The following is a 14331-nucleotide window of genomic DNA, read 5'->3' as shown; positions in this document are numbered from 1 at the left end:
TTGTATTCATTATCTTAATCTTTGTTTTTTTGGTCAAGTATATTGTTGTTTCAAAAATAGGTGTCAGTTGTTAGGTGTTAGGTGCCAAGAAATTAAGAAATCTTATATGATTTCAACCTGTCTTTTGTCCTATATAAAACCGTTTGAAGAGATTAGAAATAGCTTCTTAAATACTATAACATCAGAATTCCTCTATTTGCTATGCTTATTTTTTCTTTTGGCTAAAATCTATCTCCTAAGACCTAAAACCTATCTATTCGCTTTGCTTGACAAAAACAGAGAGCTATATTTTCAAGAACATAATTAAAAACATGAATAAGGAGTTCTTTATGCCATACATATCCAATACAGATAAAGAACGGCAAAAGATGCTGCAGGATATCGGTGTTTCTTCCTTTGAAGAGTTAATTGCTAACATCCCCGAACAATTCCGTAAGACAGCAGCAATGAATTTAGAGGAGCCCTACTCAGAATGGGAAATCAGCAAGAAGATTGCCCGTCTTGCCGATAAAAACATTTCAACCTGTAAGGTTAATTCTTTCTTAGGTGGTGGAATTTATGATCATTATATTCCCGCGGCAGTTGATCATATAATTCTCAGACCGGAGTTTCATACCTCATACACACCCTATCAGGCAGAGGTCAGTCAGGGTACTTTGCAACATATTTATGAATTTCAAACACTGATCTGTGATCTTACCGGCATGGAGATCGCTAATGCCAGTATGTATGATGGTGCTTCTGCAGCAGCTGAAGCGATCCTTATGGCTGTAAGAAAAAACAGAAGAAAAAAAGCAATCATTGCTGGTACAATCAATCCTACCTATCTGGAAGTTATCAAATCGTTTGTAACCGGTATAGGTATTGAACTGGTAATTGTTCCAGTTAAAGACGGACTTGTTAGCTATGGCGAATTAGAAAACCTGATAGATGATCAGACCAGTTGCGTAGTCATGCAGACCCCAAATTTCTTTGGCAACATAGAAGATGCCTTTCGTATCGAAGAGGCGATCAGAAAAGTAAACGATGTTCTATTTATTGTAGCCGTTGATCCGATATCGTTGGCTGTCATGAATGCTCCGGCGGAATACAATGCTGATATCGTGGTCGGCGAAGGGCAGGCATTAGGAAATAGCCAGTTTTATGGTGGTCCTCTATTAGGTTTTTTTGCCACTAAAATGAGTTTGGCAAGATTAATGCCGGGCAGAATTTCTGGTGGTACAACCGATAAAGATGGCAACAGGGCTTATGCTCTGACATTACAAGCAAGGGAACAACATATCCGCCGTGAAAAAGCAACATCAAATATTTGTAGCAATCAATCATTGTGTGCTTTAGCTGCAACTGTATATATGTGTTTGATGGGGAAAAGCGGTTTAGCTGAAGTAGCACGCCAATCAACAACCAAAGCTCACTATCTGGCTTCGGAAATAGCTAAAATATCCGGATTTGAACTAATGTTCAAGGCACCGTTTTTCAAAGAATTTGTCGTTAAGACCCCTGTCAAACCGGAAATAATTAACAAGAAACTCCTACCTCAAGGTATTTTCACCGGTTTAGATATGGAACGTTACGGTTATGCCAACGCTATGATGATTGCCGTTACAGAGAAAAAGAGTAAAGCAATGTTAGATGAGTTCGTAAATGCTCTGAAGGAGGTTAACAATGGCTAAGACGATCTTTGAAAAACACTCTCCGGGAAGAAAGGGATATACCCTGCCAAAAAATGATATTGATCTGACATTATCCGACTGTATTCCTCAGAAATATCAACGTCAACAAAATTTAAAAATGCCTGAGGTTAGTGAACTAGATGTTATGCGGCACTTTATTGAGCTGAGCAATATGAATCATTGTATTGAAAAGGGTTTCTACCCACTCGGTTCCTGTACTATGAAGTATAATCCCAAACTGCATGAGACACTCGTTCGTAATTGCGGTTTTATGAATATCCATCCCATGCAATCACCAGATACAGTGCAGGGTGCTTTAGAGATCATGTATGAATTGCAGAAAGATCTCGCTGAAATATCCGGCTTTGCTGCTGTATCCTTGCAGCCTGTTGCCGGTGCTCAAGGAGAATTTACCGGATTAAAGATCATCCAGGCATACCACCAGCATAAAGGGAATACCCATAAAAATAAGATCATTATGCCCGATTCTGCTCACGGTACTAATCCGGCAAGTGCTACTCTGGTTGGATATGAGACGATCCAGATAAAATCGGACAGTAAGGGAAGAGTAGATCTTGCTGCACTAAAAGAACTTGTCGACGATAGTGTAGCCGGTTTTATGCTCACAAATCCTAATACTCTGGGATTATTTGAGACCCAATTCAAAGAAATCGCCGAAATTATTCATCAAGTTGACGGTCTTATGTACCTTGACGGTGCTAATCTTAATGCTCTACTTGGTATAGTCAAACCGGGACAGATCGGTTTCGATGTTATGCATTTTAACCTGCATAAAACTTTTACTACTCCGCATGGAGGAGGTGGTCCGGGCTCCGGTCCTGTTGGTGTTACATCAGAACTTGCTGAGTATCTCCCTTATCCCCTAGTTAATAAAGATAATGAGAGATATATCCTCGATGATAGTATACAAGAAACATCTATTGGTAAAGTTCATAGTTATTATGGTAATTTCGGGGTTTATGTCAGAGCTTACATTTATATCAAGATGCTCGGTGAAGAAGGATTGAAAAGAGTATCACAGAACGCTATTATTAACGCCAATTATCTTCTTGCAAAACTAAAAGAACACTATTTTGTCCCCTATCCGAGTTACTGTATGCACGAGTTTGTAGCCAGTGGTAAATGGCAGAAAGAAAAATATGAAGTAAAAACACTGGATATAGCCAAACGGCTTCTCGATAAGGGATTTCATGCTCCAACAGTATATTTCCCCCTTATCGTGCCGGAAGCCCTAATGATCGAACCAACCGAAACTGAGAGTTTGGAAACATTGGATAACTTTATCAAGGCAATGCTGGAAATTGCCGAAGAAAGTGAGAAGGATCCAGATAAGGTTAGAACTGCTCCTCTTAAGACGCCGGTAAAGAGAGTTGATGATGTTAAAGCTGCTCGGGAACTAGATGTGAAATTTGATTGGTAATGTCCTTACGGTTGTTAAAAAAAATTATAAAAAAAACCCGCTAATTCTCAGAATTAGCGGGTTTTCGTTAAGTCTAATTACTATAAATCTGAGAATGGATTATCTTCAGGTACTTCCTGTACATTCTTAACATACTTTTTCCAGTCCTGTTTTTCTCTACTACGAGAGTCTCCTGATGGTCTATACTCTGCTGTAGATGGTGCCATATCCAAAGGTTCCAGAGAAATTCTTCTCTTTTGTTTATCTATTTGCTGAACCCTAAGATTGACTGTTTTTCCAACATCTTCTTCCCCATATTTTACACTACCTCTGGTAATTTTCGATTTTGGCAATAAACCCGTGAGACCTTCTTGAATTCGAACAAATACGCCGAAATTTGTAATACTCTCAACAACTCCTTCTATTTCGTCTCCTTCTTTTACATTATCATCAATAAAATCCCATGGATCTTCCTTTAGGGCTTTTAATGACAGAGAAATTTTACGTTCATCTCTGTTTATTTTTATTATCTGTGCTTCAACAAAGTCACCGACACTTACTACTTCAGAAGGATCATTTACCCTGCTGCCCCGTAATAATTCGGAAATCGGGATCAATCCTTCCACACCGGGTTTGATCTCACAGAAACTGCCAAAAGATTCGTTACGTAAAATGCGGCATTTGACAATGTCATCTTCTTTAAGATCTTCTAATGCCTTAATCATAGGATCAGGTTGTAGTTCTTTCATACTGAGGGCTATTTTTTCTCCATCTATGCCTATCACCTTGACTTTTATCTCTTCGCCAATCTTGACTACATCTCGTGGATTATCTACCTTTATCCAAGATATTTGCGAAATATGGAGCAAACCATCAATTCCACCCAGATCAACAAAAGCACCAAATTCAGCTATCCTACTAACAATACCTGTAAAAACAGCACCTACTTCCAGTTTCTCCATCGTCTCTTTCTTCATCTCTTTCAGATCTTTCTCTAAGAGAGCCTTGCGTGACAATACTATATTACGCATGTCAGAAGATATTTCTGTAATCTCGAAATCATAATAATGACCGATCATAGTCTGCGGATCTGATATATATCTTATATCTGCCTGTGAAAATGAGCAGAAAGCTCTGGTACCTAAAATCTCAACAGAAAAGCCACCCTTGACTGTGCTGATCATCTTTCCCTTTACCGGCACCTTTTTCTCGTAAGCTTCACGTAAAAAGCCTTTATCTACATACTTACGATTGAGACTCTTGGAAATTACTATTTCTGAATCTGTCTTTTTAACTACAAATCCTCGTAACTCATCACCTATCTCAACTTTTAACTTACCGGTCTTGGTCTCATATTCATCGCGCTCGGCATAAGCTTCATTTTTGCCACCTAAAGATACAAAGATGTAGTTGTCATTGATAGCAATAACTTTACCAGTTACTACATCACCCTCTACTATCTTACTTGTATCGATAAAGGTGGTCTCAAGCATCTGCTCAAAATCCTCTTTGGCTTCTTCTTGTGACGGGTTTTCTTCTACCTCGTCGGTTTTTGTTTCTTCTTCGGTTACTTCTTCAGTTACCTTTTTGTCTTGCTTTTCCTTTTCTTCAAATGCTGCTGGCATTACAACCTCTTTATATTTACATTAGTTTGGAAAACCACTATTTTTATCGAAGTTGCCTTGTCCAGTTTTATTTCACTTTTCTCAAGCAACCATCAATATTGACTGATACAGATAATACAAACATATCAATTGATAACTGATGATTTGGAACTCCATCTAAAAGGCTCTCGCTTAAGTTGTATTGCTGGAACCTCGAAAAGATGCAGTGAAAGTATAATTTTTGTTGACAACAATTTAGTTGGCTAACTAATATGCTTTGTATGAATAAATTTTTGTTTTTCAGTATTTTTTGCATAAGATTGAATTAAATTCGATATAGAGGAGTCTATAATGAAAAAATTTGGATTACTTTTCCTATTGATCTTCAGTATAATATCCCTGCTTTTTGCTGAAGAGGTTGTTATTAATCAAAATCCGTTTAATGTTGAGTTAATTAGTTCAGATTTTGATAAAACTATCATCGATTATTCATTTGGTCGTTTTATTAGGCATGCCGTTGAGATTGAAGGTGAAGAATTTTTTCATATCAATCTCCAAAGTGAAGCTAACCTCTTAGAAAAGGGTGTACCGGAGCTACCTCATATATCCCGGAGTATTATTATCCCGGATTACGCTCTAACCGATGTAAGAGTTATTGCGAGTGATTATGTTGACCTTTTGCTGGATATTGCTCCATCAAAAGGTAACATTCTGCGTAATCAAAATCCGGATGAAGTTCCATATACCTTTGCTGATGTTTATGAAAAGAATGCTTTCTATCCTGAACAACTCACTGAATTGTCAGAACCGTATATCTTACGTGATTTTCGTGGTCAGGTAGTCAGGGTCTTTCCCTTCCAATATAATCCGGTGACAGGTGTTTTGCGTGTGTACCATAGAATAACAGTAGAAGTCAACAACATTGGAACTGATACCCGTAACGTTAAATATCGTCAGAGAGACGGCTATACAAGAGAGTTTGAGTATATTTATAGAAACCGCTTTCTTAACTTTTCCACAAATCGTTATACTCCCCTTGAAGAACAGGGGAGAATGATCGTCATTGCTTTTGATTCCTTTGTCGATGCAACAATGCCCTATGTTAATTGGAAGAATCAGAAGGGTATTCCGACAACCATATATCCTGTATCAACTATTGGTACTACTGCTACAGCAATTATGAATTTCGTTGAAGACCAGTATGATCTTAATGATGGATTAACTTTCCTTCAGTTAATCGGAGATGCTGCCCAGATTCCTACGTTTACAGTAGAAGGTGGTGGTTCCGACCCCTCTTATTCTCTACTTGAGGGAAATGATAACTACGGTGATATTTTCGTAGGTAGATTCTCTGCAGAAAATGTAGCTCAGGTACAAACTCAGGTCGCCAGAACAATCCACTACGAAAGAGATATGACTACAGCCGATACATGGTTGAGAAATGCCATGGGTGTAGCCTCCAACGAAGGACCTGGTTATGATGGATTATATGATCATCAACACTTGGATGTTATTCGCACTCAGCTATTAAATTACAACTATATCCATGTTGATGAGTTTTATCAGCCAAGTGCCACTGCTACAATGGTAACAAATGCTGTTAATGCCGGACGAGGTTTTGCTAATTATACCGGACATGGCTCAAATACTTCCTGGAGTACTACAGGTTTTTCAAACACTCATGTAAATGCTTTGACTAATGACTATAAACTTCCATTTATCTTGTCAGTTGCCTGCGTAAATGGTAATTTTACTGCCACAACCTGCTTTGCTGAAGCATGGTTAAGAGCTACTAACGGAAATGCTCCTACCGGTGCCATAGCTATGTATGCTTCATCAGTTAACCAAGCCTGGGTACCACCCATGGCAGCACAAAGAGAAGTAGCCAATTTGCTCGTTGCTGATGCTAAAACTACTATCGGTGGACTTTTCTTTAACGGTTCTTTCTTTATGATAGAATTATTTGGAACGAGTGGAGCAAATGAGTTTAAGAATTGGCATATTTTTGGTGATGCTTCTCTGCAAGTTCGTTCCAATACTCCGCAACCAATGACTGTTACCTATAATAATGCCATTCCAGTAGGAGCAAATACATTGCAGGTTAATACCGGAGTCGCTAATTCATTAGTATCATTAACAACACCAGAATATGAGATTCTCGCTTATGGATATACTAATAGCAGTGGTGTAATAACCCTTAGCATGGCAAATCCGCCAACAGAACCAGTTACTTTGACCCTGACAGCAACTGCTTACAATAGGGTTACTCATGTCGGTTCCGTAGAGGTCTTACCAGCAGAAGGACCCTATGTTGTTTTAGATAACTATTCCTTAAGTGGTAATCAAGCTCATACTCCACAATACAACGAAATGATCAATTTCACTGTTACTCTCAGCAATGTCGGTGTTGATCCTGCACCAAGTGTTTCAGCTACTTTGAGCACTAGCTCAGATGGTGTTACTATAATTGACAATATAGAAAACTTCGGTACTATAGCTGCCGATGGTTCAATAACCAGACCGAACGCCTTTACCATTGAAACTGCAGATAATCTTATAGATCAGACAACACTAAACTTTACCTTGGATGTTACCTCAGGAACAGATAACTGGTCTTACGATTTCAGCTTTAATGTCAATGCTCCTAATCTTGAGGTAAGTCATCTTCAGATCCAAGATCCACTACCAGGTGGTAATAATAATGGTAGATTAGATCCCGGTGAAACAGTTTCCATGGTTTTTACTATAGATAATATAGGAGAGGCTGCATCTCAAGCAGGCACAGCGACATTATCGGTAAATAATCCTCTTGTCGGCATATCAACACCTGTCTATAATATTACAGCAATTTCTCCCGGTGCTAATATTCAAACTATCTATACAGTAACCGTTGATGAAAGCATCAATCCGGGTACTGTTGTTGAGTTTACTAAAACAATTGATTATGGTGCTTATACTACTGTGTATTATCGCTATATACCGGTAGGTTTGGTCTTAGAAGATTTCGAAACGGGTGATTTCAGTTCGTTCCCTTGGGAGTTTGCTGGAAATGCTGATTGGACTATTGTCACAGATAATGTTTATGAAGGTGAATACTCAGCCAAATCGGGCACAATAACCCACAGCCAAAGTACTTCGATGGAAGTAACCTTAAATATTGCAGCTAATAGCGAGATCAGTTTTTATCGCAAAGTATCTTCAGAATCCGGTTATGATTATCTCCGCTTCTTCATTGATGGAGTACAACAAGCCCAATGGTCGGGAGAAGTTGACTGGTCTGAGGTATCTTTCCCCGTCAATGCCGGAGAGAGAACCTTACGCTGGACCTATATGAAAGATGGTTCTGTTAGTGCCGGATCCGATTGTGCTTGGGTAGATTATATTGTCTTTCCGGAAATATTACCACAAGATTCTCCACGCAATTTGGTAGCTGCTGCAGGTAACGGTTATGTCAATCTATCCTGGTCTCCTCCTGTTGATGGAGTACCATTATCTTATAATCTTTACAGAAATGGAACGTCATTATTCAATACAGATCTGCTCAATTATACAGATAATAATGTTATAAACGGAGTGACCTATTCTTACTACGTAACTGCTGTTTACTCTACCTATGAATCAAACCCCTCAAATACTGTACAGGCAACTCCGGATACTATACAGATCATTGATATTGGTGATGGTACTGGTATGGCAAACTATCTCCCTCTAAACATGTATTGGAAAAACAGTTTAACCCAGACAATATACTTAGCCAGTGAAATTGGCGTTATGGGTACATTAGACCAGATCACCTATTATAATAACTTTGCAACCAATCTTTCCAATAAACCAGTGAAGATATGGGTAGGAGAGACCACAGCAACTGATCTCAGCAGTGGTTGGATCCCATCTACTTCTTTAACATTGGTATTTGATGGTACTGTTAACTTCCCATCAGGAGAGAATACTATAGATATTCTCTTACAAACACCTTATCAATACGATGGTCAAAATCTTGTTATTATGGTTAACAGACCTATGGACACCGAGTATTTCAGTTCCAATGACAGATTTTACATAACAACAACTGGAATTACTGACCGTACTCGTTATCTATATTCTGATTCAACTACATACGATCCGGCAAATCCGAGTGGTGGGACATTGACCAACCAAATACCGAATACAACGCTACTTTTTGGTGCTGGTGAAGGGCCCATATTGCTACCTCCAACTAATTTGGTAGCAACTGCAGGTAATGAGTTAGTTCATTTAAGCTGGCAGTCACCAACCATGAGTTTAGTAGAGGAACAGGCAAGAGGAAATAGCTCTCTCACAAGACAAAGAATTGATGATCTCAATAGAGATTTAACAGGATTTAATATCTATAGAGATGGTGATTATCTTGATAGTGTAAGTGCAGGAGTAACAGTTTATAGCGACACAGATGTTGTTAACAATGTCACCTATAACTATTACGTTACAGCCATTTACACCGAAGGCGAATCTATACCTTCTAATACAGTAACTGCTACACCGGATGCCTTTACTCTCATTTGGGAAGAAGATTTTAATCCTCCTCATACAGGATGGACATTAGGTTCTAACTGGTTAATGCAGTCTGGATATTTGCAATTCTATTATAGCCCCACAGTAACACCTTATGATCTTTCAGCTATTTCACCAAATATTTACCTACCAGAAGATGTCGGAGAAATGACTATTACCCAACTATTTAGCAATTATAGTGCAGTAGATGAGGTCTTAGAAATAATTGTAATTCATGACAGGACTGAAACTGTTCTTTGGAGCTACAATTGTTCAACCGGCAGCTTTGATACAGCTGATTTTGTCTTCCCAATGACACCTTTTGGAGGTCAAATAGTCCAATTAAAATTCCGCAGTCACGGCTCGAGTACCTGGAATATCGACTGGTGGAATATTTATAACATTGCTATTAGTGGTGTTATCGGTGACCCAACTTATGGAGTCTCTGTTTCACCTGAAGTAGATTCAAAGAGCGGTTATAGCAATACGGTCGTGGAGTATGAGATGACTGTAACTAACACAGGTAATATGTCAGATAATTATACATTAGCTGCTTTCGATAATAACTGGAACGTTTCTTTCTGGAGTGCTCAGCGAACAGATGAATATGAAGAAATTCCTGTTATTGATCTGGGAGAAGGTATGGTTTATATGGAAAAAACCGCTCCAACCATTCCATATACCCGATCAGAAATAACTGAAACCGGATTCATCGCAGCAGGAGTTAGTAAACAAATAGTAGTTCAGGTAAGCATACCTGCCGGAGCAACAGGTAGTGATACAGCAATAATTGAAATAGTTTCCATGAGCGATAGTTCTGTTAGTGCTACCGCAATTTACGAAACGACATCACTTGGTGTATTTGAACCAAGATATATAGCAGAATGGGAACCGATGCAGGGTGTTCTAATCAGATATCCTGTCGGATTACCATATAACCTAATTAGTGCATTCTCAAATGATACTAAGGTCTATACAATCATCTCCAGCGCTAATTTGAGCACGGCAATGACAAATTATAGCAACAATGGCGTGAACATGGATAATTGTGAGTTTATTATTGCCGCCAGTGATACATACTGGACAAGAGATTACGGTCCTTGGAGTGTGGCAACTCAGGATGGAATAGGGATTGTTGATTTCACATATAACCGTCCGAGACCAAACGATAATGTTATTCCCGGAGTTGTTAGCAATTATTTTGATATTCCATATTTCTTAATGCCATTAACTCATACAGGCGGTAATATGATGGGTGACGGGCTCGGCGTAGGAGCTTCAACTACTTTAGTTCTCAATGAAAATCCGAGTTTGTCAGAGAATCAAATTGATCAGATAATGCACAATTATTTAGGACTTAATACTTATCATAAGAGACCCGATCCGACAGGAGATACCCTCAATCACATTGATACTTGGGCTAAATTCTTAGCTCCAGACAAAATAATGATCAGATCTGTTCACACAGGACATCCTCAGTATAGCCAAATCGAAGCTGCTGCTGATTATTTCGCCGGTCAGATAAGCTCTTACGGAACTCCTTATCAGGTATTTAGAGTCTATACACCCAACAATGAAGCCTATACTAACTCAGTTATAGTTAACAATAAGGTTTATGTACCTCAGATGGGTACAGCTAATGATGCCGCTGCTATCGTATCTTATCAAACAGCGATGCCGGGGTATGAGATCGTGGGATTTACCGGATCATGGATAAGCAATGATGCAATCCATTGCCGTGTAATTGGTGTTGCTGATCAAGGCATGCTATATGTTAATCATATCCCCCCACAAGTCAACTATAGTGGCCAAACAATCGATATTGTGACTGAGATCATAGCTTACAGCGGACAACCCTTAGATGAACTCAGAGTTTATTGGAAAACAGCTCTCGAAGATCCATATAACTATGCACCAATGGTTCCACAGAGAAACAATGATTATGTGGCAGCTATACCACCGCAGGAATATGAAACTACTATTTATTATTACATTTCTGCTTCTGATCAGTCAGGAAGAACAGAGTTTTATCCTCACATTGGAGCAGATGGTCCTATCCTGATTGAAGTTAATGAGCTTGGAACTGAGTTAGGAATTCCGGATATTGTAGAAGTTTACATCGAAGACGGCTATATCTTTATCTCTTGGGAAGTAGTTGCGGGAGCTACCGATTATATTGTTGAATCAAGCTCTAATATCGATGGAACTTTCGTTCCTGAGGAGACAGGCTCATTTAGTATAGTAAATGATCTCGTTACCTGGGAAAGTGAAATTTCCGGACCAATGAAATTCTATCGAGTAAAAGCTCTGATACTCTCTCCTACTCTTCGTGAATTAACAGAAGAACCAGTAAGAAGAAGAATTAGAGAATAGAGTAAATTATATCTAAAACTTAACAAGGCATTAGAGAGCAAAGATTCAAAACTTTGCTCTCTTTTTTTATAAGCAGTTCCACAAAAGTTCCCCACAATACTAATGCCATTCTCAACCTTATCTTAACCTCAAACCCTTGCTATATCTTTTCTATAACAAACTGACAAAAACTATACAGAAATGATATGATCAATAAGAGGTTAAGAATTTTTCCGATACTCTATGTGTTTGATAGATAATAAGATAAAATCTCTGCCAAATTTGGCAAGGGCATTGCTATATATATTTAGAACATCAAAGTTTAGGCATAGATTACAATGCTCTGACTTTGATATGGAATTTAATCTTAATGATCCTTACCCGCAAAGGCGATGGAGAGCAGAAGTAATTCTGCTCTTTGTCGTTTTAAAAGGACAACCACGAATAATCACGAGAAAGGAACAAAATTATACACTAAAAAATTTTGATATAATTATGTAATCCCACTCGCCTTTAATCTGATCCTTTCTAAAACTCCGAATTGCAATCCATAATCGCTTACGAAAATACTATCTTGCCCGAAATAGTTCATTATCTCCAGTATTATCAACAAACCAGTAGTTATTACATTAGCTCTCAACGGTTCAAAAGGCATCAGCTTGGATATTTCATCCAAGGTGAGCTTTTTAAATTTCTTCAGATAGAATTCGATATCACTTTTACTGAGATTTCTCTTATGAACTACTGCACTATCATAATAAATCAAGCTCTGTTTTACTGCACTGATGTTAGTTACAGTTCCCCCGATACCGACCAGAAAAGGTTTCTTGAGAAGTCCTACAGGCAAATTGTTCAGTTTCTGACGAATGTATTCTATTTTTTTTTGTTGATTATCGTTCTTATAGTTCTCTATCCTTCTGATTCCTAACTGGATACTATTCTGGTAGATCTTTTTGATACCCCGGTAGAATATAAACTCAGTACTTCCACCACCAATATCAAATATGATCAGTTCTTTAAATTCATTAAATAGTTTTCTGTTTGCTAAGCCAACTAGTTCTGCCTCTTCCTGATCAGATATGATCTGATAAGCCAGATCATATTTCTTTTTCAGCCAATCTATTAAAAGATTGATATTCTTGCTCTCACGGGAACAACTTGTTCCAATTAAAATGATATTGTTTGTAAAGAGGGTAGATATTCTCAAAAACTCTTTGAGTATTTTCTTTGTTCTCTCTATACCGGCTTTAGTCAGCAACCCATTTTGCATGTTTTTGCCCATGGCTGAAATCTGAGAAGCACGATGAATGATCTCAATTCTATCTTTATCTATCATAGCCCAGACGAGTTGAACATTGTTTGTACCCACATCAAAGACTGCATAACTTATTTCTGCATTGTAAGTTGACACATACTTTTGTACAATCTTTCCGGTAGCTTTGAGAATAGCTTTTTGAGAATCAAGTATTTTATGGAGATCAATGTTAATTATATTGTGATCCTTGCTTATCTTCCGGAATAGATTGGGATTATCTGAGATGATTATCCTGATTTTTTTCTTGGTTAAAAATTCTCTTTCCGATTTATAGAAAGAATCGTTATCTGGTATATTTGATGAATGATTGAATAACAGGTTATCTCTAATAATGCAATATTGAGGATCAAATTCTTCTAATTCAGGTATATAATACTTAGATAAGACATAACATCTGGCATGAATTTTGACTAATTCACTTATAAAGTCTATTGTCTTTCCTTGTTGACTATTATTTTCGGTAGTTAGATAGAAACTAATCTTGAGAAGCATGGCAGTATTGCTGAGTTTTAGATACCATGTATTAAATTTATCTTGGTAGCTAATAATCCTTTATCTTTCTTTCCACTTGGTGATAAATCAAATTCAAATATGATATCTCTATTGGGCAGTTGATTCACATCGAAATTCTCAGGCAATTCGGATTTATGAAAGAAAGCCGTTTGATAGGGAGATTCTGTCTTTCTGGAATCGGTGATCCATAATCCGTCACCGAGTGACCGGATATATCTCATGAATCCAAATTTTTTAGCACTATTATAATTATAACAGACTCCTCTTACTCTACTGCCGGTGTCTCCCCATTTTTTCGTTTCATTTTCACTATTATCTTCAATCGGTAAAAGATCTGGTATTAGATAACCTGAAACATAGCTATCCGCTTCTTTTTTCAGAATATGGGCTACGTTTTTAAACCCGATCACTTCAACCCGGCAGCCTTTATTCTGCAGAGCTCTCACAACCTGAACAAAATCACCGTCACCCGTTACCATAATTACGTAATCAAATTTTTCCGATTGTAAAAGAGCATCCACTGCCATATCAAGATCTGCATTTGATTTACTATATTGGTGACCATCTTCATCAACAAACCAGCGAACCTGTTTTACTATTACTTTGTAACCAAAATCTCTGAGCAGAGACTGAAAATTATTAGATTTTTGGTAGTAATCATTATCTTTTCTTCCCCGCTCTTCATCGTAAGGAACATAAGCATTAAGACGCATAGCAATCCCATTACTGCGGCAGGCAAATTCTCTCAAAACATCATAATGCATTCCATATCCGCCATTCATTGCGACATTGGATACATCAACATAAACTCCAACTTTTTTTAACTGTGTACTATCCATTTTTATACCTCATTTTGTTTTTTCTTGTTTTTTTTCATCATAGCTTTCATTCAAACCCTCACCAAGTCCACTCTAGATTTGAAAT

Annotated in this window: 6 protein-coding genes; 3 read left to right on the top strand and 3 right to left on the bottom strand. The window is 37.9% G+C overall.

Translation table 11 applies throughout. From position 1 onward, the window contains the following. Positions 1-329: 329 nt before the first annotated feature. Both gcvPA and gcvPB read left to right on the top strand, forming a co-directional pair. Positions 330-1673, top strand: coding sequence for an aminomethyl-transferring glycine dehydrogenase subunit GcvPA (gene gcvPA, locus K0B81_04900; GenBank protein MBW6515942.1), 1344 nt, complete (start codon positions 330-332; stop codon positions 1671-1673). After that, positions 1666-3114, top strand: a complete 1449-nt coding sequence (gcvPB, locus tag K0B81_04895; GenBank protein MBW6515941.1) for an aminomethyl-transferring glycine dehydrogenase subunit GcvPB — start codon at positions 1666-1668, stop codon at positions 3112-3114. Before gcvPA ends, gcvPB begins: the two co-directional genes overlap by 8 nt. Positions 3115-3194: 80 nt before the next feature. Here gcvPB and K0B81_04890 read toward each other — a convergent pair whose 3' ends face one another. Then, on the bottom strand, positions 3195-4718 hold the full coding sequence (locus tag K0B81_04890) for a S1 RNA-binding domain-containing protein (protein ID MBW6515940.1): 1524 nt from the start codon (positions 4716-4718) through the stop codon (positions 3195-3197). Positions 4719-5048: 330 nt separating this feature from the next. Here K0B81_04890 and K0B81_04885 point away from each other — a divergent pair, with 330 nt between their 5' ends. Continuing rightward, positions 5049-11600, top strand: a complete 6552-nt coding sequence (locus tag K0B81_04885) for an agmatine deiminase family protein (GenBank protein MBW6515939.1) — start codon at positions 5049-5051, stop codon at positions 11598-11600. A gap of 472 nt (positions 11601-12072) precedes the next feature. Here K0B81_04885 and K0B81_04880 read toward each other — a convergent pair whose 3' ends face one another. Both K0B81_04880 and K0B81_04875 read right to left on the bottom strand, forming a co-directional pair. After that, positions 12073-13386, bottom strand: a complete 1314-nt coding sequence (locus K0B81_04880; protein MBW6515938.1) for a hypothetical protein — start codon at positions 13384-13386, stop codon at positions 12073-12075. 17 nt (positions 13387-13403) lie between these two features. After that, positions 13404-14246, bottom strand: coding sequence for an NYN domain-containing protein (locus K0B81_04875; protein ID MBW6515937.1), 843 nt, complete (start codon positions 14244-14246; stop codon positions 13404-13406). Positions 14247-14331: the final 85 nt, after the last annotated feature.

The sequence above is a fragment of the Candidatus Cloacimonadota bacterium genome (genome assembly GCA_019429305.1).
GTDB lineage: Bacteria > Cloacimonadota > Cloacimonadia > Cloacimonadales > JAJBBL01 > JAHYIR01.
Note: the sequence above shows the minus strand (reverse complement) of the source record. Positions and strands in the feature narration are given on the sequence as shown.

Excerpts from the sequence above, each read along its gene's own strand:
- gcvPA (MBW6515942.1), top strand. The coding sequence starts at position 330 with ATGCCATACATATCCAATACAGATAAAGAACGGCAAAAGATGCTGCAG.
- gcvPB (MBW6515941.1), top strand. The coding sequence starts at position 1,666 with ATGGCTAAGACGATCTTTGAAAAACACTCTCCGGGAAGAAAGGGATAT.
- K0B81_04890 (MBW6515940.1), bottom strand. The coding sequence starts at position 4,718 with ATGCCAGCAGCATTTGAAGAAAAGGAAAAGCAAGACAAAAAGGTAACT.
- K0B81_04885 (MBW6515939.1), top strand. The coding sequence starts at position 5,049 with ATGAAAAAATTTGGATTACTTTTCCTATTGATCTTCAGTATAATATCC.
- K0B81_04880 (MBW6515938.1), bottom strand. The coding sequence starts at position 13,386 with ATGCTTCTCAAGATTAGTTTCTATCTAACTACCGAAAATAATAGTCAA.
- K0B81_04875 (MBW6515937.1), bottom strand. The coding sequence starts at position 14,246 with ATGGATAGTACACAGTTAAAAAAAGTTGGAGTTTATGTTGATGTATCC.